This is a genomic window from Vicinamibacterales bacterium (assembly GCA_036496585.1).
In the GTDB taxonomy this organism is placed as follows: domain Bacteria; phylum Acidobacteriota; class Vicinamibacteria; order Vicinamibacterales; family 2-12-FULL-66-21; genus JAICSD01.
This window is the reverse complement of sequence record DASXLB010000064.1, coordinates 26,165-46,986: the sequence shown is the minus strand read 5'-3', so window position 1 is coordinate 46,986 and position 20,822 is coordinate 26,165. Positions and strand designations below refer to the sequence as shown.

General features: G+C 67.1%; 15 protein-coding genes. 7 read left to right on the top strand and 8 right to left on the bottom strand.

From position 1 onward, the window contains the following. Both VGI12_18510 and VGI12_18505 read left to right on the top strand, forming a co-directional pair. The coding region (locus VGI12_18510) for a hypothetical protein (protein ID HEY2434670.1) at positions 1-199 on the top strand (199 nt) is incomplete at its 5' end. 20 nt (positions 200-219) lie between these two features. Next, positions 220-1,515, top strand: coding sequence for a glycosyltransferase family 39 protein (locus tag VGI12_18505; protein HEY2434669.1), 1,296 nt, complete (start codon positions 220-222; stop codon positions 1,513-1,515). A 121-nt stretch (positions 1,516-1,636) separates the two neighbouring features. Here the strand turns inward: VGI12_18505 and VGI12_18500 are convergent, their stop codons facing one another. From VGI12_18500 to VGI12_18470, 7 genes are read right to left on the bottom strand one after another with little or no spacing between them, the layout of a single operon-like run. After that, a complete protein-coding gene (locus tag VGI12_18500) occupies positions 1,637-2,338 on the bottom strand; it encodes a hypothetical protein (GenBank protein HEY2434668.1) in 702 nt (233 codons plus the stop codon). Next, a complete protein-coding gene (locus tag VGI12_18495) occupies positions 2,335-3,879 on the bottom strand; it encodes a family 43 glycosylhydrolase (GenBank protein ID HEY2434667.1) in 1,545 nt (514 codons plus the stop codon). The genes VGI12_18500 and VGI12_18495 overlap by 4 nt, the downstream gene beginning before the upstream one ends. Beyond that, complete coding sequence (locus VGI12_18490) at positions 3,876-4,982, bottom strand: alpha/beta fold hydrolase (protein HEY2434666.1); 1,107 nt, start codon at positions 4,980-4,982, stop codon at positions 3,876-3,878. The genes VGI12_18495 and VGI12_18490 overlap by 4 nt, the downstream gene beginning before the upstream one ends. Before the next feature lie 21 nt (positions 4,983-5,003). Further along, complete coding sequence (locus VGI12_18485; protein HEY2434665.1) at positions 5,004-6,944, bottom strand: hypothetical protein; 1,941 nt, start codon at positions 6,942-6,944, stop codon at positions 5,004-5,006. Continuing rightward, entirely contained in the window at positions 6,941-9,403 is a 2,463-nt protein-coding gene (locus VGI12_18480) for a glycoside hydrolase family 95 protein (GenBank protein ID HEY2434664.1), read from the bottom strand. Before VGI12_18480 ends, VGI12_18485 begins: the two co-directional genes overlap by 4 nt. Continuing rightward, on the bottom strand, positions 9,400-10,488 hold the full coding sequence (locus tag VGI12_18475; protein ID HEY2434663.1) for an endo-1,4-beta-xylanase: 1,089 nt from the start codon (positions 10,486-10,488) through the stop codon (positions 9,400-9,402). Before VGI12_18475 ends, VGI12_18480 begins: the two co-directional genes overlap by 4 nt. 60 nt (positions 10,489-10,548) lie before the next feature. Beyond that, positions 10,549-11,547: a LacI family DNA-binding transcriptional regulator gene (locus tag VGI12_18470; protein ID HEY2434662.1), complete on the bottom strand. Its 999-nt coding sequence runs from the start codon at positions 11,545-11,547 to the stop codon at positions 10,549-10,551. A 139-nt stretch (positions 11,548-11,686) separates the two neighbouring features. Here VGI12_18470 and VGI12_18465 point away from each other — a divergent pair, with 139 nt between their 5' ends. The 3 genes from VGI12_18465 (at position 11,687) to VGI12_18455 (ending at position 16,384) form a co-directional block, all read left to right on the top strand. Continuing rightward, positions 11,687-12,961 carry an alpha/beta hydrolase-fold protein gene (locus tag VGI12_18465; GenBank protein ID HEY2434661.1) on the top strand — a complete coding sequence of 425 codons (1,275 nt, stop codon included), beginning with the start codon at positions 11,687-11,689 and terminating at the stop codon, positions 12,959-12,961. Continuing rightward, entirely contained in the window at positions 12,958-14,604 is a 1,647-nt protein-coding gene (locus tag VGI12_18460) for an alpha-L-arabinofuranosidase C-terminal domain-containing protein (GenBank protein ID HEY2434660.1), read from the top strand. The genes VGI12_18465 and VGI12_18460 overlap by 4 nt, the downstream gene beginning before the upstream one ends. A gap of 85 nt (positions 14,605-14,689) precedes the next feature. Continuing rightward, on the top strand, positions 14,690-16,384 hold the full coding sequence (locus tag VGI12_18455; protein HEY2434659.1) for a carboxylesterase family protein: 1,695 nt from the start codon (positions 14,690-14,692) through the stop codon (positions 16,382-16,384). A gap of 17 nt (positions 16,385-16,401) precedes the next feature. Here VGI12_18455 and VGI12_18450 read toward each other — a convergent pair whose 3' ends face one another. Next, positions 16,402-18,402, bottom strand: coding sequence for a sialate O-acetylesterase (locus tag VGI12_18450; protein ID HEY2434658.1), 2,001 nt, complete (start codon positions 18,400-18,402; stop codon positions 16,402-16,404). 122 nt (positions 18,403-18,524) lie between these two features. On the opposite strand from VGI12_18450, the gene VGI12_18445 reads away from it, so the two are divergent. After that, complete coding sequence (locus VGI12_18445) at positions 18,525-19,502, top strand: cupin domain-containing protein (GenBank protein ID HEY2434657.1); 978 nt, start codon at positions 18,525-18,527, stop codon at positions 19,500-19,502. A 1-nt stretch (position 19,503) separates the two neighbouring features. After that, complete coding sequence (locus VGI12_18440) at positions 19,504-20,808, top strand: MFS transporter (protein ID HEY2434656.1); 1,305 nt, start codon at positions 19,504-19,506, stop codon at positions 20,806-20,808. Positions 20,809-20,822 lie beyond the last annotated feature (14 nt).

The window sequence follows — 20,822 nt, the reverse complement described above, 5'->3', positions numbered from 1 at the left end:
GCCGTTCGACGCGGGCGATCTGCTGGGCCGAGTCATCGCGGTCGGCCGTCGCAGCCTGTTTCGCGCACCGGCCGGCCGCACGCGGCTGGCGCGCGTCCGCGGGCTCGTCACCAGCGAATGGACGGCCCTGCGAGTGCGCCTGCACGCGAGGCTCTCGCGTCGAACGGGCAGCGGACTCGGCATCTCCCGGGCGGCGTAGTCCCGCACGTCGGGGCATCGGTGACAGTCTCTCTCCAGCATCGATCCCGCCCTGGCGCGATGTACGCGGCGCTGTTTGCGGCGGCGTTCGTGCCCCGCGCCCTGTATCTCCTGTATGCGCGGCCCGCGCCGGAGAATTACCAGTGGGCGCTCGCCAGCAGTCTGCTCACGAACGGATCGCTGAGCCTCGACGGAGTGACGACCACGGCCTACGAGCCGCTCTACCCGCTGTTCCTGGCTGGCGCGCGCTTGTTGGTCGGCAACCATGCAGGGCTCGTGCGGGTGATTCAATGCGGAGTCGCCGCCGTCGGCGCCGTCCTGCTCTATCGGCTGACCGCGGCGCTCACCGGCCGGTGGCGCGCCGGCGTCATCGCCGCGTCGCTGTACGCCGCCTATCCGCTGCTGATTCGCTATGCCGTCGATCTGAGCGACACGACGCTTACGGCGGCGCTGCTCGTCGGGTTCGCCGGCGCGTTCCTGACGGCCGATACGGCTCGACGCAGCGCGGGAGCCGGCGCCTGGCTCGGCTTCGTGATGCTGACGCGGGCGATGGCGCTGCCGCTCGTCTTCCTGGGCACTGCCCTTCTGTGGCGCGATCGCGGCTGGCGCGCCGCCGCGGCGTTTGCCGCGACCGCCGTCCTCGTCGTCGCACCCTATATGGTCCGCAACCATGCCCTGAACGGCGCGCTGCTGCCGACTCGCAGCGGCCTGAATCTGTTCATCTCCAACTGCGATCAGACGGCGGGGATCGTGCCGGAGTACGGGCCCGACATCCTGGAAGACTATGCCGCGTCGGTGCTGGATCGTCGCGGTGGCATCGCCGGCCCGGCGTCACCCGCGCGTGAACGCGCAGAAGACGCGGCGTACACCCGCCTGGCGTTCGCCCACGTGGCGGCCAATCCACTGGGAACGCTCGCGCTGAAGCTGCGCAACATCTGGTACTTCTTCTCGCCGATGCTGACGCCGTCGCGCGATCCCAGGGCGGCGGCCGTCTTTCACCTGGACGCGAAAGGCCAGTTCACGGTCGCGAACAGCCGGCCCCGCCCGGCCGTCGATCGCGTCGCCTATACCCTCTCGTACGTGCCGGTGGCCGCGTTCGCACTGGTCGGCGTCTGGATCCGGCGCCGCGAGTTCCGCGGCGACGCCATACTGTGGGCCGTGGTCGCCACGTTTGCCGTGGTGCACGCCGTCTATTTCCCGACAACACGTTATCGCGCACCGATCGAGTTCGTGCTGTTCGTGTACGCCGCGGTAGCGATCGACCGGCGCTGTTTTGGGAATCACCCGCTGAGCGACACCGTCAGACGGGCCACCTGAGCGAGCCGCCGACTGTCACTACTGGGATGCGCGGGTTGGCGCAAGAACGTCTGTATCGGATGAAGCTCCGACTCCGCCGACCGCCGCCAGGGAACCCTCGCGTTCGAAAGGATGCCTGCCTCTACTCGCGGCCCAGGCGGACGCGAATTCCCGTCAGCGGCTTGTCGTCCGCGTCGATGAACCGCGCGCAAAAATCCGTCGCGCCGCCGGCGTTGATCACCGCGGCGCGTATGGTATTCAGACCTTGGGTCAGCGTCACCTTCTTCGAAACGCCATCGTCGATGACCGTCTGGCGATCGCCGTAGATGCCGATGACCTCTTCGCCATTGAGCCACCAGATCGACGCGGCGTTGGAGCCTATCGCCAGGCGAACGTCGCGCATCTCGTGCGGAACGTCGATCCGTGTCACCGCCCAGAACAGGACGTTCGAGGTCGGTTTGTTGAGCGCATAGGCGAAGTGGTAGAGGTTCACGTTGTAGTTCGTCGTGTCTACCGCATGCCACGCGAGTCGTTCCTCAGCCACCGTGACGGTTTCCCCGCCGTGTGGAACGACGCTGAGCTGGTCCGGGAAGTACTGTTTGTCGACGGCCGCGCGCACTGCGCTGTCGGTGAGTTGTCCCGACACCTTGATGGGCTCGAGCAGGACCCACCGCTGCAGAAACCCGGCGGCATCGACCGGCTTGACTGTCGTCGACGGCGTGGTCAACGTCGGCGCCGGAGCTCGCTTGGCGTCCGGCGGCTGCTGCCCTGCGACATGCACCGCTCCAAGGGCAATCGCCAGTGCGCCGAGCGCAGGCACCCACGCGCGCGAACAGTTGATCATGGTGTCTTGAGCAGCCATCGCTGGCGATCGCTCCCCGCGTTGAATTTTTCGAGCGTTGGCATGCTGCTGCCCACCGCCGCGAGCGCCAGCGGCTCTTTCGCGTTCGGCACAGCTTTCGGCATCAGCCGATAGGTACCGTCGGTCAGCTGATCGATGCGCCAGAGTTGATCGGGTCCGCCACCAAACGCGGGGACGACGGTGAGCTCCGCATCCGCGGTGGCTGAGAGCGCACGCTCAGTACCTGCGATGGTGATCTTGAAATAGGGCGACCCCGGATAACCACCGGCATTGTCGACCGCCGTGATGGACCATTTCTGCTGCGCCTGCAGCATGTACGGCCCCATTCGGGCGTTGACGGGGCCGGCTGGCCAAGCGGTGCCAACCTGCGCCGCGTCCTGGTTCGGAACGGGGGGAGGAGGTGCTGGCGGCGGCGCATCCGCGGATCCGGGCGGTGGCGCGCCGCGTCCGGCCGGTGGCCCGCCGCGGCCGGCTCCGCCACGCCCACGAGCGCCGCCGACGGGCACACCCTGGACCGCCATCTCCAGCGCCGTTCCCGTGCGCGCCGACTCGATCTCATAGGTGCCGCTCGTGACGTTGTCGCCGGCAACCGGCCACCCGTCGCGCCACAGCAACGGGCGAATGTCGAGCACGCTGATACCACCGCGATCGAGATCCGATTCGTAATGGCAGGAGAACTTCTGCACACCATCGCCGAGATCCAGCAGCCCGAAATGCCCGACACCGATGTGACGGCCGCTCGATCCCGCGAACAGCTTGCCGCCGCCCTGCAGCATGTCGATGCCCATGTTGTCGAGGAACGGGCCGGTCACTTTTCTGGCCCGGCCCATGCGGATGTTGTAGCTGGAGTTGCCGCCGGCGCAGCATGATCCGTGCGTTACGAGCAGGTAGTACCAGCCCTCGCGGAAGATCATCACCGACGCTTCGGAGTTGATGGCGATGTTCACCGGCTTGGCTTCGGGACGCAGGCGCTTGCCGGTTTTCGGATCCAGCTCGACGAGCCGGATGTAGCCGAAGTACGAGCCGTAGGTGAGCCACATCGTGCCGTTCGTCGGATCCCGCATCACACCGGGATCGATCGCGTTGCTGTCCTCGATGCCGTCCGACCAGACGACGGGACCGCCGTCCTCCCATTTGTAGTCCGGCGATGCGGGATCGAGCGTGCGCCCCACGAGCAGCCCCACAGCCGCCTTGGGCTGGGTTCCGGGCGCGGCGTAATAGAGAAAGTACTTGTCACCGGCGCGAATGATGTCTGGCGCCCACGAGTTGTTGCCGCCGCGCGCGATGACGTCTGGCCCAGGCTTGCCGCCAGGAACGGACGGCATCACCGAGCCGGCTCGATGCCACGTCCAGCCGTCATCCGACTGGAATGCGGGCAGTCCGTTGCCCGTCGCGTAGACGTAGAACTTGCCGCCCGCCTCGATGACCGTCGACGGATCATGCATGGCGGGCTGACCGTCCAGCGCGAGCGCGGGTGCGATCGCGAGCAGCATCGCGGCGGTCGCGAGACCGAATCGCGTCACCGCTTGACCGCCTCGAACGACAGCGTCCGGCTGAAGAACGGCATCACATGCTCCTGGAAGCGGGCCGCGACGTCGCTGGTGTGCGTCCCTGGATAGATCTCGAAGCTGTTCGCGATCCCGTACTGATCGAACACATCGTGCAGTCTGCCGGCGTCGACGCGCAATCCGTCCTGGTCGCCGACGTCCATCGCGATGGCGCGATAGCGCTTCAACTCGAGGACGTACTGGTCGACGAACGCCAACGGCGCGTTGGCGGCCCATTTCGCCAGGACCGCAGGCGCCTGCTCGCCAATCGGCAAATCGAGGTACAGCGGCGGGTTCTTCGGGTTCGGCGACCAGGCGGCGGCCGAAGCCAGTTGCGCCCGGAGCCCGAACGGCAGCTTCGCCGAATCGGCTGGGGTCTTGACTGCGGCCAGCGCCTCGTCGTTGGCGGCGGCGTTCGGCGCCGGAGCGCCGCGGCCCCCGCCGCTGGCGCGCGCCGACAGGCAGCACGGGCTCATGATGTAGAGGCTGCCGAATACGTCCGCGTGTTTCATGCCGATCCGTGTGGCGCCGTAGCCGCCCATCGAGTGCCCGACGAGGCCGCGGCTCTCGCGCGTCGCCATGGTTCGATAGTGTGCATCCATGTACGCAACCACGTCGCGCGCGACGTAGTTCTCGAAATCGCCGGTCGTCACCGAACTCGAATACATCGAGCCGTTGTGCACCGTTTTCGAGTCGGGCAGCACGACGATTACCTCGTGCGCCCCTTTCGCGAACGCCCCTTCGATCGTCTGCGGCACATGGATTTCCTGGCTCCACTGCTCCGCTCCGATCGAGTAGCCGTGCAGCGCATAGACCACCGGGTACCGCCGCGTGCGGTCCTGGTTGTAGCTCGGGGGCAGGAAGACGATCGCGTCGCGATCGACGGCATCTCCTTCGAGATTCCCTTCGAGCGCCTTTCCATGGATTTTGATGCGCTCGACAATAGCCGGGCGCGCGCCCGGCACGGGATCTGGCACGTTCGTCTTGACCTGGGCGGCAACCGTAAGGAAGCCGCCCGTGGCCGCGACGGCCATCGCCAGCGCGGCGACGCCTCGATGTGAAGTTCTGGCGTCCGTCATGTCCTGTGTCCTTTGCTGCGGTTACCTGCCCGCAATCTCCACGACCGCGACCGTATACGGCTCGAGATCGAGCGCCAGGTCGGGACGATACTCGATGCTGCGCTCGACGGGCCGTATCCGGTCGGGCTGCTCCAGCGATGCTGCGTCGCGCAGGCCGGCGGTGATTGTGTAGACCTTGACCGTCGCGTTTACCGGGACCCGCGAGCCTTGCAAATGCACGAGCAGCGTGTTGGCGCTGCCGCTGTAGTTCACCGCCTTGACGACGATGCGCCGGCCGTCGGCCGACAAGGTGGCGATGGCATCCACTGTTCCTGGTTGCCACGCCTCTGGCTTCATCTGCGAGATATCGGCGAAGAAGGTCGCACGCTCGGGGATGTCTCGGAACGTGCCTGACGTTGACGCGAGGAACGTCTCGGCGAAATGCTCACGGAACAGCTTTTCGACCACGTATCCGGCGCCCGGAAACCATGACACGTGGTCGTGATAGATGAACGCCGTCCAGGTCGGATCATCCGTCGTGTTCCGCATCAACAGCGCCGGAGTCGTCATCGCCAGTTCCGGCGTCAGGGACTCGTACATGATGAGGCTGCCGGCGGCGTGCAGGCCGGCGCGCCAGTCGTACGTCCGGCTCAGATTCCATTCGAGGACCGCGAGCTTGACCCCGGGATGCGCTGACGCGCGCACGTAGTCCCGCAGCTTGACGAGGTAGTCCCGTATGCGCCGTACGCCGGATTCGAAAAGGTCACTTTCGTACTCGTAGTTGTGGACGCCGAGGACGTCGAAATTGCCACCGGCAAGATCGATGACTTTTTCACTCCACGCCATGTCGTTCGAGCGCTTCTGACCGCAGGCGATGATCACCGCGTCGGGTGCGACCTGCCGCAACCGGCCGCCGTAGAGATTGACGATGGCCGCGTAGCGCTCGGGCGACAAGCCGCTGTTCATCGGCTCGTTGTCGATCTGGAAGTAGCGGACGTGGTACGGATCGGGATGTCCATTGCGCGCGCGCGTCTGTCCCCATGTGGTCGTCGGCGGGTCGTTGACGTAGTGCACCCAGTTCATCGCGTACTCGACCGACGCCGGGCTTTCGTCGGGCGCCGGCAGCACGATCAACGGGTCGGTCCCGAGCTGGCGGGTCAGCTCCAGGTACTCGTCGGTGCCAAAGCCGTAGTAGTCCGAGTAACCGCCCCATATTTCGTTCGGGTGATAGACGCGCGAAGCCAGTGGCCCGATGCCGTCCTGCCACTTGTAGGTCGAGGCGAACGACCCGCCGGGCCAGCGGATGAATGCGGGCGCCAGCCCACGGAGCGCCTCGAGCAAGTCGGGGCGCAGCATGCCGCTCTTGCGCACGTCGGCGCGCATCAGCGACACGAAATCGACGAGCGCCACGCCGCGCCCGGACGTAGCAATCTCGACGGTCGCGTCGCGGTCGGTGCGCGAGCTCGCGAAGGAAAACGGGACCTCCTGCCACACCGATCCGCGCGCCGGCAGGGGAAGATCCGCCAGCACGCTGGCGTCTGCCGCGAGCATGCGCAATGACAGGCGCGGCGCGCCGGACTCAATCCTGATCCAGACGGACCCGTCATACCGCCGACCGGACTCCAGGAACACTCGCTGTTGCCGGACTCCCGAGGGCCGCGGCCCGCCGGTGAGTCGCACGCTCTTCGTCCCGTGCTCGAACGGCGCGTTGACGACGCGCACGGCGTCCGGGCCGCCAAAGGCCGTCCAGTACGTCTCGAAATCGCGCCCTTCGAACCCGGCACCCTGGATCTGCTCGGCGAAAAGACCATCCTCGACGGAGTGGTTGATGTGCTCGAGGAACTGGCCATAGATCTTCGGATCGATCGCGCCGATCCGGCGATCGGTGTCGATCTGGAGGATGGCGACTCCCACGGTTGGTCGTGGAGACTGCGGAGACGCCGGGAGCAGCGCAAGCAGCGCGGCGGTGATGGCCACCTTCATTCCGGGCGGCCTCCTGCCTGCGCCGGCGTGCGCAAGTCATCGCCGACCATCGCCAGCGTGGCACCGGCCGTCGTCTCGAACGTGCGGAGCGTCGTGCCGCGACGTACGCGCAGGGGTTGTCCAAGCAGCGAACGGACCGTCGCGCGTTCGAGCGCCCCGTGCTTCCAGGCCAGGCCGATCTCGAAGCCGCCTGGCGCTCTCAACCCGATGACCTGACCGTCCGGCCACGCCGCGGGGAGTGCCGGCAACAGGCGGATCTCCCCCTTGTCGCTCTGCAGCAGCATTTCGGCGATCGCCGACGTGCCACCGAAGTTGCCGTCGATCTGAAAGGGCGGGTGCGCGTCGAACATGTTGGGGTAGGTGCGCTCGGGTCCGAGCAGGAACTTGAGAATGTCGTAGGCGTGATCGCCGTCGGCGAGCCTGGCCCAGAGGTTGATGCGCCATGCGGTCGCCCAGCCGGTCGCCTGATCGCCGCGAATCTCGAGCGATCGTTTGACGGCGGCGGCGAGCTCGGGCGTGCGCCTCAAGTCGATGTCATGGCCGGGAAACAGGCCGAACAGGTGCGAGACGTGCCGGTGGTGGATCTCGGGTGCTTGCATGTCCCAGTCGTCGAGCCATTCCTGCAGCTGGCCGGCGCTCCCGACCTGCAGCGGCGCCAGCCTCCCGCGAGTCGTGCTCCACCTCTCCTGCAAATCGCCATCGGTCCCGAGGGCGCGGGCGGCTTCGATCGCGTTCCCGAACAGCTCGCGCAGGATCTCCCCGTCCATCGTCGGGCCCATCGTCAGCGATGTGCCGAACGGGTGTGGATTCTCGGGCGACAGCGAAGGCGAGGTCACGAGCCAGTGGTGCACCGGCTCCTCGACGAGCGTGTCGACGAAGAACTGCGCCGCACCCTTGATCAGCGGATAGATACGCCGCAAATACGCGGGGTCGCCCGTGTAGGCGTAGCGCTCCCAGAGCGGCAGCGTCAGCCACGCGCCGCCGGTTGGCCACATTCCGTACTGCGGCCCGTCGATTGGTCCGGTGGCGCGCCATAGGTCCGTGTTGTGGTGCGCCACCCACCCGCCGGCGCCGTACATCTCGTGCGCGGTGCGCGCGCCGGTCACCGACAGATCCGACACCATCGCCGTCAGCGGATCAAGCGTCTCGGCCAGGTTCGTCGAGAGCGCCGGCCAGTAGTTCATCTCGGTGTTGATGTTGATGGTGTACTTGCTGCCCCACGGGGGCGACATGCTCTCGTTCCAGAGGCCCTGCAGGTTGGCGGGCTGCGAACCAGGCCGGGAACTGGCAATCAGCAAATAGCGGCCGTACTGGAAATAAAGCGCGGCAAGACCGGGATCGTTCCCGTCACCGAACGTGGCGACGCGCTCGTCGGTTGGCTGCCGCTTCGAGGCGCCAAGATTGAGTGTGACGCGATTGAATAGTTGCTGGTAATCCTGAACGTGCGCGGCGCGCAGCGTGTCGATGCTCTTGTGCGAGGCTGGATCGAGCGCAGCCGCCACACGCGTCGCGGGATCGGCGGTCACGTCTTCATAGGTTCGGTAACTGGTTGCCGCCGCGATCAGCAGAGTGACCGCGTCGGCGTCCCGCACCATCAGCGCATCACCGGTGGCGCGGCGGGTTCCCCCGGTCGGGAGGACACGGACCCGCGCTTCAAAACGCAGGGCGCCGGTCATGGGGCGACCGTCGGCGGTGGCGGCGGAACCATCGCCGTTGACGCCGCGCATGACGAGATCGCCGTCAGCGGTCACCTCCACCGCAGCGCGCTGTGGAGTCTGCAGGCGCGCCTCGAAGGAAATCTGCCTCGGACGGCTGGCCGTCAGCCGCACGACGATGACCTGGTCGGGCGCGCTGGCGAACACTTCCCGCGAGAATGTCACGCCGCCACTGGTATAGGACACGTGGGCGGTTGCCGTCGCGAGGTCGAGATCGCGCCCGTAGTTTTCCGCCGAGTCGACCTGTGGAAATGTCAGCGCGAGGTCGCCGAGCGTCTCGTACGGCATCTGCGCGAGCGGCTTCGACATCACCTTCTCGCCGACGAGCTTCGCCGCCTCTGGATACTTGCGATCGGCGAGCAACCGCCTCACTTCAGGAAGCGTGTCTTGTGCCTCCGGATTCACGGGGTCGTACGGCCGCCCCGCCCAGAGGGTGTCTTCGTTCAGTTGCAGCCGCTCGTGCACGACGCCGCCGAACACCATCGCGCCAAGACGACCATTTCCCACCGGAAGGGCCCGGACCCACTCGGCGGTGCCGGCCTGACGAGCCTGCCGCGGGGCATCCAGCGGCAGCAGCGGATGATCGGAGGCGGGTGCGCGATACCACAGGCTGAACGTCGACGCGGGCGGCGGCGCGTCGCCGGACAGCCGCGGTGACGAAGGCGATTGCACGGCGGCGACGACGGCACCCGCAGCGAAGGCACCGACGAGACACGCGCCGGCGAGGTGTCGACCCGTTCTCACTTGACGTTTCTGAGTGCGTCGACGACGGCAGCGAACGCCGGCTTGGGCTGACGCTGGCGATCCCACAACAGCGGATAGTTCATGCGGCCGCGGTTCAGCCAGGAATCGGCGTCACTCAGCCCCCAGAAGGTGACGCGCGTCACGGCGTCGCGGTGTTTCAGAAACACCCCGAACACATCGGCGTAGCGTTTCGCGAGCTGCTGTTGTACCGCGTCGGGCAAGCCGTTGGCGTAAGGGTTGGCCTCGGCCGGGTCGGCGCCGCGCGGCGTGTTCGGCAGCAGGTTGATGTCGAGCTCGCTGTACATCACCTTCAGGCCGGTCGCGTGCAGTTCCACGAGCGCCGTGTCAATCTCGTCGATGGTCGGCGTGTCGAGGCGCCAGTGCGCCTGGTTGCCGATGCCGTCGATGCGCAGCTTGCGGGCCTGGAGATCCCGCACCAGCTTGATCACGCCGACGCGCTTGGCTGGCTTCTCGAGGTTGAAATCGTTGTAATACAACTCGGCGTCCGGATCCGCCTCGTGCGCGAACTCGAATGCCTTGGCCACGTAGTCGTCGCCAATGCCGATCTGCCACGGCGACTTGCGCAGGGTCCCATCCTCGTCGATCGCCTCGTTGACGACATCCCAGCCGTGAATCTTGCCTTTGTAGCGTCCGACGACCGTGCGGATGTGATCGCGCATGCGCGCGAGCAACGTGTCGCGATCGGCGGGCTTGCCATCCGCGCCCTGGAAGACCCAGGCGCCCGTCTGTGAATGCCAGACGAGATTGTGCCCGACCACCTGCATGTGGCGGTCGAGGCCGAACTGCACGTAGCGATCCGCCGCGTCGAACGTGTAGCGGTCAGCGGCTGGCTGCGTCGGCTGGAACTTCAGCACGTTCTCCGGACTGATCTGATTGAACTGCTTCGTGATGATGTCGAGCGCGGCGGCGTCCGTCCCGTCGAACTGCCGCTCGTTGATGGCGACGCCGATCACCATGCCCTTCGGCATCAGATCCTTCAGCGCCGCGTCCTGGGGTGCCGCTGGCGCGAGCGCGGCAAGAGCGGCGGCGACCAGGATCGTTCTCGACGACAGGTAAGGCGTCATAGCGCGAGCATTGTATGACGGAATAATGATGTACGCGCTTACACGTGTGATGGAAGGCGGCTACTTCCGCGAGCTGGGCGCCGGCCCCGTGGATTCCCGGAGCACCAGCTCGGGATCGATGACGAACTCGTGCGGCAGGGGTGCCTGGTCGCGGTTCATCAGGAAATCACAGACGGTCTGGCCGATGGTGTCACGTGGAATGTGCACGGTGGTGAGCGCCGGCTGGCAGAACTGCGCGAGCGTGATGTTGTCGAACCCCGTCACCGAGACATCCTCGGGCACGCGGCGGCCCATGGTCCGCAGCTCGCGTAACGCGCCAACCGCCATCAGGTCGTTGACGCAGACGACGGCCGTCACCCGCGGATGGGCATCGAGCAGCGCCCGCGCCGCACGACGTCCGCCTTCGAGCGTGTCCACGTCGGCCGCGGTGGCGACCTGCACCCCCCGGTGGCGGCCAGCCGCTGCCAGTACCGACTTCAACCGCTCGTTGACCGGGCCGAGGGTCGCGTGGTGCGCCAGAAACCCGAGGCGCCGATGACCGAGGCTGTGGAGGTAGGCGGTCAGCTTCGACATGGCGCTCGCGTAGTCGACGCGGATGTTGGTGATGTTCGGCCGCGGCGTGCCGACGTCGTAGAACACGACGGGAATCCGCTGGGCGCTGAGTTCCGCGATCAGCTTCGAGTCCATCTCGGACACGATCGCGGCCAGCCCTGCGACCCGGCGCCCGATCATCAGCCGGATGCTGGTGACCAGGCGCTCCGACGTGTAGTCGGTGTGGGCCATGATGACTTCGTAGCCGGCGTCGTGGGCCCGGGATTCGACCGCGCGGTAGACGTCGAGAAAGAACGGATTGTCGATGTTGGAGACGATGACCCCGATGCTGCGGCTCTTGCCGCCGGCGAGACTCCGCGCATGAAGGTTGGGACTGTACTTGAAGGCCTCGATGGCCTTCATCACGCGTGCGCGCGTCGAGCTCCTGACGGCCCCGGTGTTGTTCAACACGCGGGAAACGGTTGCCGTCGACACCCGGGCCCGGCGGGCGACGCGCTCCAGGCTCATGAAAAATCATCATCTCACGTGCGTCGTCGTGTCGCGCTTGATACCGTCCCCGGCTTCGGATACGCTCACCGCCGCCAGCATGTAAGCGTTTACAGACGGCCGCCATGGTGCGGCCAGGCCCGGTCAGCGAGGAGAAGCCATGAAGTCCGTCATCGTCGTTGTGGCGTTGTGCGCCGTCTCGGCTGCCCAGGTGAGCTGGGCGCAGACGCCGCCGGAATGCAAGCCGTCGTCGTTGAACATCGCCGAGGCGAAGTACCCGTGTGTCTATCCGGACAAGCGCGCGACCTTCCGCGTCATCGCACCGAATGCCGAGAGAGTCCGTATCCGCGTCGGCTCGGGATTCGACATGCAGAAGGGGCCCGACGGCATCTGGGACGTGACGACCACGCCGCTGGTCGAGGGCTTTCACTACTACACCGTGCAGATCGACGGCGCGGTGGTCGCGGACCCGTCGACGATGACGTTCTTCGGCTCGGGCTGGTGGAACAGCGGCATCGAGATCCCCGCGTCCGACGCCGACTTCTACGCCGCCCAGGACGTGCCGCACGGCCGCGTGGCGCAGCAGCACTACTACTCGACGGTCACCCACCAGTGGCGGCGCGCCTACGTCTACACGCCGCCCGACTACGACAGCAAGGCCCGCAACAGCTATCCGGTGCTGTACCTGCTGCACGGCTGGGGCGAGGATGAAACCGGCTGGTACCGGCAGGGACACGTCGATCTGATCATGGACAACCTCATCGCGGCGGGACACGCGAAGCCGATGATCGTCGTGATGGACAACCTGAACGCGGTGAAACCCGGAGAGAGCGCGGCGATCTTCGGCGCGCGTGGTCAGGTGCCGCCGCCCTCCGATGCTCCGCCGCCACCGCCGCCCGCGCGCGGCACCCCTCCGCCGCCGGCGCCTGGCGGTCGCGGGGCTGGCCCCGGCGCCGCCGGCCGCGGCCCGGGCGGGCCGCTCGGCCGGCCCACCTACACCGAGATGATGTTCACCGATCTGGTGCCGATGATCGAGCGCACCTATCGCGTCCGTCCCGGCAAGGAGAATCGCGCCATGGCCGGGCTCTCGATGGGCGGCGCGCAGACCTTCGCGACGACGTTGACGAACCTGGACAAGTTTGCCTACATCGGCGGCTTCAGCGGCAATTGCGGCGGGTTCGGGCGCGGCAACGATGCACCGGACATGAAGACCATCTGCGGCGGCACATTCGCCGATCCGGCCGCCTTCAACAGCAAGATCAAGGTGCTGTTCCTCAGCGTCGGCTCGGTGGAAGGCCCCGGCACCAAGGCGTTCAGCGACGCGCTGACCACAGCTGGCCTCCACAACGTCTACTTCGAATCGCCTGGCACGGCGCACGAGTGGCTGAGCTGGCGGCGAGCCCTCAACGACTTCGCCCCGCGCTTGTTCAAGTGAGAAGGGACCGCCGCGAGTTTCTCGGCGGCCTCGGCAAGACCGGTGCGCTGCTCGCGGCCGCACCCTGGCTGCGTGCGATCGGCTACGCGCAAATCGCGCGCGGCCCGGTCCGCGTCGCCATACGCCGATCGCGCGATCGCGCCGATTTGGATCGGCGTCTGCTGGGCTCGTTCCTGGAGCATCTGGGTCGGGCAATCTACACCGGTATCTACGAGCCCGGGTCGCGGCTCTCGGATGCGAAGGGCTTTCGCACCGACGTCGCGCGCGAAATCAAGGAGCTCGGAGTCCCGATCGTTCGCTATCCCGGCGGCAACTTCATCTCGGGATACAACTGGCTCGACGGCGTCGGACCGAGGGCGCAGCGTCCGAGCGTGCTCGACCGCGCCTGGAACTCGACGGAGACCAACCAGTTCGGCACCAACGATTTCATCGAGTGGTGCCGGCTGACCGGGACCGAGCCCCTGCTCGGGCTTAACTTCGGCACCGGGTCGGCCGAGATGGCCGTGGCTTACGTCGAGTACTGCAATCTCGAGCGCGGCACGAAATGGAGCGACCTGCGACGTGCGCATGGCTACGAGCAGCCGCATAACGTGCACTACTGGTGTCTCGGCAACGAAATGGACGGCCCGTGGCAGATCGGCCAGCTGCAGTCGCGCGAGTACGGACGGAAGGCGCGTGACGTCGCGAAGCAGATGCGGGTCGTCTCTCCCGACCTGCGACTGATCGCCTGCGGATCGAGCGGGACCGCGATGCCGACGTACCTGACCTGGGATCGCGAGGTGCTGGAGGAATGCTACGACCAGGTCGACGGCATTTCCTTGCACGCCTATTACGGCAACACGCCGGCGACGAGCGGGAACAGCTCGGCGCGATACCTGGCCATGAATCTCGACATGGATCGGCACATTCACGAAATCGCCGCCGTCTGCGACTACGTCCAGGGGCTGCAGAAATCGAGCAAGCGCCTCTGGCTGTCGTTCGACGAGTGGAACGTTTGGTATCGCGCGCGCGATCGGCAGGCGACCGACGGCCGCCGCGCCATCGCCCCGCACCTGCTCGAAGAGGTCTACAACCTCGAGGACGCGCTGCTCGTCGGCGGCTTCCTGAACACGCTGCTGCGCAACTCGGATAGGGTGCACGTCGCCTGTCTCGCACAGCTCGTCAATGTCATCGCACCGCTCGTGGCGCACGAGAACGGCGTGCTGCGCCAGAGCACGTACTATCCCTACGCGTGGGCGCTTCGCTACGCGCGCGGCCAGGTATTCGATCTGCGTGTTGAGTCGGAGACCTATCCGATCAAAGCGGCCGGGCTGCAGTCCGACTTCGCGCGCAACGCCGACGTTCCGTTCGTCGACGTCGTGGCGACGCTGGACGAGGCGAACGGCCAGGCGTGCGTGCTGATGCTGAACCGCGACCTCGAGGCGGCGCGCCAGGTCGCGCTGGAGTGGGAAGACGTCACGCCGACGCGCGTCCTCGGCTGCGAGACCATCACCGGGCAGGATCTGAAAGCATTCAACACCGTCGATCAGCCGAACCGCGTCGCGCCACAGCCGCTCGCGCCGCCGGCGCCGGGCGGTCGTATGACCTTCGAGCTGCCGGCGAGGTCCCACACGGTGGCCCGGCTCGCGGTCACCGTCCGATAACGTCCCAGGGAAATCGCGATCAGTATCGTGAAGCGCTTACATTGCGCCCGGCCGCGCCAGACGCGCTTCGCTTGAAGGAGACCCGATGCCCAAGTCATCACGCTCGAATGGCCCGGAACTGAACCGCCGCGACCTGCTGCGGCTCTCCACCGCCGCCGGAGTCGGGGCCGTGATCGCTCCCTATGGTGCGTTCGCCAAGACGAGAGGCGGGCAGGTCGCGGTTGCCGCGAGCACGTGCAGCACGCCCCGCTCGGCCGTCGCGACCACGCAGTATGGCAAGGTGCGCGGCTACGTCGAGGACGGCGTGCTCACCTTCAAGGGCGTCCCGTACGGCGCCCCGACCGGCGGCGAGAATCGGTGGTTGCCGGCGAAGCCTCCCACTCCCTGGGACGGCGAGTACCCGGCGTTGATCTACGGCGCCAACTGCCCCCAACGGCTGCACGACTGGGTGAGCGAACAGACGTTCCTCTTCCAGTGGACGGACGGCTGGCAGAGCGAGGACATGCTCAAGGTGAACATCTGGACGTCGAGCCTCACCGCCAGGCGCCCGGTCATGTTCTACATCCATGGCGGCGGCTACACGTTCGGGTCGGCCTACGAGCTGGCCTCGCAGGATGGCGCGCAGATGGCGCGTCATCACGACGTCGTCTCGGTGACCGTCAACCATCGCCTCAACGCGCTCGGCTTCCTCGACATGTCTGAACTCGGCGGCCCGGCCTACGCCGAGTCGGCCAACGTCGGCATGACCGACCTGGTGGCGGCGCTGCGTTGGGTACGCGACAACATCGCGAACTTCGGAGGCGACCCGGACCGCGTGATGATCTACGGCCAGTCGGGCGGCGGCTCGAAGGTCACGACGCTGCTCGGCATGCCGTCGGCAAAGGGGCTGATCCACACGGCGTCCGCGCAATCCGGCGGCGGCGGCAATCCGCCGAGCCTCGAGCAGTCGCGAGATCTCGCCCGTCGGATCACTGCGGAGCTCGGCGTCAAGGACATCGCCGCGCTGCAGAAGGTGGAATGGGCCAGGCTGAACGAAGTCGGCAATGCCGTGGTCGCGAAGATGAACCCTCCGCTGTCTGCGGGGACAGGGCCGATCCCCGATCGCGGCACGGCGCCCCGCGTCGGATTTGGCCCGACCGTCGACGGCCGCGTCGTCACCATGCGCGCCTTCTTCGAGGGCGCGCCCGAGATCTCGAAGCAGGTGCCGATGCTGATCGGCTCGGTGAGCGAAGAAGGCAACCGCATGTCGTCGCGACCCACCGAGTCGGAATGGCTGGCCACGCTGAACAAGAGCTATGGGGAGTCGAAGGCCGCCGCGCTGGTGGCGGCACTGAAGAAAGCGTACCCGCACAAGAGCATTCGAACGCTCTCATATATGTGCAGCGGCGCGGGGCTGAACGGCCTCGGCATGCGCAACAACGTCACGCGCATGGCCACGATGAAGCACGAACAGCAGGGCGCGCCGGTGTTCACCTACTACTTCACCTGGCAGTCGCCGATGCTCGAGGATGCCGGCGCGTGGCACACGGCCGAGCTCGCCTTCTGCTTCGACAATACGGCGCGATGCGCGCAAGGCACGGGCAACGGTCCTGAAGCGCAGGCGCTGGCCACACGGGTGGCGACGGCCTGGGCGAACTTCGCGCGTACGGGGAATCCCAGCCAGCCGGGTCTTCCCTGGACGCCGTTCACACCCGATGGGTGCCCGACGATGGTCTTCGACGCGACGTGTGGCACCGTCAACGATCCTGAAGGAGAGGCCCGGAAGATTCTCCTGGGTTGAGAGCCTCCTCGGGCCGTTCAGCGAACGGGAACTTCGAACGGTCCCGCCGGCCGCCCAGAGCCGTCGACGAGCGGGCACGCTGGCGAACCGCCCCACGCGTAGCGCACACGCGTAGCGTTGCCGGCCCGAGCGAGGGCGATTGCCGATCCGGATGCATCGACGCGAGCGTCCGCCCAACGGCACGACTTCTGCGCCGCACCGCACAGCTCGAATCCGCTGGGGCCGGCGCCCCGCAGCGTCAGCGAGCCCGTCACATCGCGGAACGAGACGAGCACAGTCGATCCGCGTCGAGCGGCGCCCGCGACGACGGGCCCAGACGGCGAGATGTGCTCGCCATAAATCAGGTGCCGCGCGGCGATCGCCAGCCGACGTCCGACCTCGCGTTTGTTGGTCGGATGGAGGTTGACCGGATCGCCGATGTCCAGTGTCACCGCGATGGCCGTTCGCGTGTCCTCGAGCACAGCCCGCCGCTGCGCTTCTCGCAAGTCAGCCCACGGCGCGGCGGTTGGCTGCGCTGGAACGGGGCCGTAGCCGGGCAACTGCACCAGGAGGACGGGCAGATCGGGATCGTCGAACTGCCGTCGCCACTCCGCCATCATCGCCAGCAACGCCCGCGTGTAGGTGCTGGCAAAGTTCGCGTCTGACTCCCCCTGGTACCACACCGCGCCACGGAAGGTGTACGGGCCAACGGGCAGGATCATGCCGTTGTGGTCCAGGGTGATACCGTGGACCGATCCCCACGGGAGCTGCGGCCCAATCCAGCCGTCCGGGACTTCTTGATACTTCCACGGACCTGCGATCGGCACGCTCGCGCCATCGGCGAACCGAATGGCGCGATCCCCGGCGGCGCCGCGCATCCCGCAATCACGCCAGCCGCAATAGATGTTGGTGGCAATGACGTTGACGCCAGCCTGCAGCAGGCCTGGTCCGATTGAATATCGCGTGCGTCCCGCAAACGAGGAGGCGCCGAGATACCGGCCGTTCAGCCACGTCTCGTCTTCCTGATTGAGCGACCCGAGGTCGAGTGACGCAGCGGCCTTCGCCGCCTGGTCTGCGGTGAGCGTGACGGCCGCGCGCATCCAGACCTGGCCGATGAAGCCGTCCGGATTGGTGCCGTTCCACAGTGCCCATGGGCCGAGCGCCGTCGGCGCGGTCTTCCACGAGCCATCGTCGTACGCCGGCAGCCAGGGCCGGCCGCCATCAGGCCTTCCCTTCTCCCACGCCGCTTCCCAGTGCGCGCCCCACTGGCGCATCGCCGCCGCCGGATCCGTGCGGTACAGATCCAGGAGGTCGAGGGCGTCGCTCTCGATCGCAAGGTTCCGCAGCGCGTCTTCGCTCATGAAGGTCCGCAGCCGCGCGCCGCCATACGACGCGTTGACGAGGCCAATCGGCACATGCGCGGTCTGGTTCAGCTCGCGCCCGAAGTAGTAGCAGGCGGCAGAAAAGCTCCCGACGGTTTCCGGACTGGCGACCGCCCAGTGCACGCTGCGAGCGAAGGTCTGACGCGGCGTGACGCTGGCGTCCGGCGGGACCGTGAGGTGGCGGATCTGCGCGTCGGCTGCCGTACGGGCGTCTTCCGCCGCCCCGTCCGCCTGGCGCTGGGCGAACGCCATGTTCGACTGGCCGGCGCAGAAGAAGACATCGCCGATGAGCACATCGGTCGCGCTGCGGGTCTCGCCGTTCGCCGTCGCGGTCAGAGTGTACGGACCGCCCGCCGCCATCGCCGGCAGAGCCGCGCGCCAACGTCCGTCGGCGCCAGCGCGCGCTTCGCCGCGAACCTCTCCGAGGGACACCGTCACGGCGGCGCCGGCGGCGGTCTGTCCATACACGGCGATCGGCCGATCCCGCTGCAGCACCGCATGGTCCTGGAACATCGGATGCAACAGCTCGGGACCATCCTCACTCGAGACGGCTCCATTCCGCTGGCCGATCGATACCGCGGACGCCAGGAAGACACCGCAGGCAATCATCCACCCACGCTTCATCACGACTTGCCGCCGATTCAGCTGTGCGCTCACGCGATCCTCGATTCCCGTCCCTTGAACACATGCCGGGAGTCGTATAACCTGCGGCACGTTCGAAGTGTAAGCGCTTTCAGCCGGCCTGCCCCATCAAGACGAGACTCGATAGGAGAACGTCCATGCGCCAGCGTCCTCGCCTCGGTCTGTTCGGCCTGCTGAGCCTCTCGGCAGGCGTGCTCGTCTCGGGGCAGGGTCGCGCCGGTGCGCCGGCAGCGCCGCCGGCTGCCAACCCGCCGCGGCTGGCCCTCGCCGAACGGATCGCGCATACCGACCCAGCGCGCTACCGATCGTCGCCCGCGGTGCACGGCGGTCCAGGCAAGGTGGACTTCTTCCCTCTGTTCAACACCGAGGCCATCGATGCGAACCTGCAGTTCCTTCACCGCGGCGTCATCGAGCCGAAATCAGGAATCGGGCAGCACTTCCACAACTACTGCGAGGAGATGTTCGTCATCCTCGACGGCGAGGCGCAGTTCACGGTCGACGGACGCACCTCGACCCTGAAAGGCCCTGCCGGCGCGCCGGCGCGGATGGGGCACGCGCACGCCATTTACAACGCGACCGACACGCCGGTGCAGTGGCTGAACATCAACGTCGCGTCGTTCCACGGCATCTACGACAACTTCGATCTCGGCGACACCCGCGTCGGCGCGCCGCTCGATCCGGTGCCGCAGTTCATCAGCATGCAGCTCGATCCGTCGCGGACCCAGCCGATCGCGAATTTCCAGGGGGGCACGGGAACGGTGCAATACCGGCGGGCGCTCGGTCCGTCGGTCTTCTCCACGACGTGGGCCTACGTCGATCATCTGTTGCTCCCACCCGGATCCTCGGTCGGCGCCGGCTCTGAACCTGGCATCGGCGGTTTCTACTACGTGATGAACGGCGAGGGCACCGCCACGATCGGCAACGAGACGGCGTCGATCAAGAGCGGCGACGCCATCCCGGTGCGCGTGGGCGAAACCAAGGCCTTCGCCAACACCGGGACGACGCCGCTCGAATTCCTCGTCGTCGGCGTCGCGCGCGACATGACCAAGAAGAACGATCTTCTCGCCACGCCGCCGCAGCGCCTCGGCGGCCCCGGTCGCGGAAGAGGCCTCTAGGGTGTCGTCCCGGACGATCGAGGCGACGTCGACCGCCCGCTACCGCGTCGTCGCGCTTGCGTCCGCCCTGGCGATGGTGACCTACCTCGATCGCACGGCCATCGGCACACTGGCCCCCGCCATTCAACGCGATCTCGGCCTGACGACCGTCGAGATGGGCTGGGTGTTCACGGCGTTCCAGCTCGCCTACGGACTCTTCGAGATCCCCACGGGACGGTGGGCGGATCGCATCGGCACGCGCGCCGTCCTCGCGCGCATCGTCATCTGGTGGTCGGTGATGACGATAGGGACGGCGGCGGCCGTGAACTACGTCACCATGCTCGCGATCCGTTTTCTGTTCGGCGCGGGCGAAGCGGGCGCGTGGCCGGCCGTGGCGCGCACGTTCTCGCGGTGGATTCCGCAACCCGAGCGGGGCCGCGTGCAGGGGATCTTCTTCTGCGGCGCGCACATGATCGCCGGGTTGACGCCCGCCTTCATCGTCGGCGGCGGCCTGCTGGGCGCGTGGCCGGGCCTGCTGAGCGTCATGTCGTGGCGCGGCGTGTTCGTGACCTTCGGTCTCGTCGGTGTCGTCTGGGTGGCGGCGTGGCTCTCCTGGTTCCGCAACGATCCGTCCGAGCACCCGTCGGTCAGCCCCTCCGAGCTGGCGCTCATCGTCGCCAACCGCCGCTCCGTCGCCGACCACGGCAGCGGCTGGACCTACTGGCGAATGCTGATCCGCAGCCGGACCGTGATCGCGCTCAGCATCATGTACATCCCAAACTGCATGATCTTCTACTTCTGCATCACGTGGCTGCCGTCGTATCTGCTCCAGCGGCACGGCTTCAACATCTCGGGCATGGCGCTCTTCGCCGGCCTGCCGCTGCTCGTGAGCATGCCTGGTGATCTGCTCGGCGGCTGGCTGACCGATCGTTTGTGCAGCCGCTACGGCCTCCGGGTCGGCCGGTGCGGACTAGGCGGGATCGCGTACGTCCTCGTCGGCGTGTGCCTCATCGCAGCCGCGAAGGCGCCGTCGCCGGTGCTCGCCGCCCTGATGATCGCAGTGGCGACAGGTTTGACGATGTTCACCCTGGGCGCGGCGTGGGGCACGGTCATGGACATTGGCGGCGACCACGTGGGCGTCGTGGGCGGCGCGATGAATTCGATCGGCAACCTGATCGCCATGCTCAATCCGCTGATCGTCGCCTATTCGGTGGCCTGGTTCGCGAGCTGGGATCTGCCGCTCTACGTGATGGGGGTCCTCTTCCTCATCGGCGCGGGTTGCTGGGCCGTTGTCGATCCCCGACAGCTTGTCTTCGCCGAAGCGTAAACGCGTTCAACCAA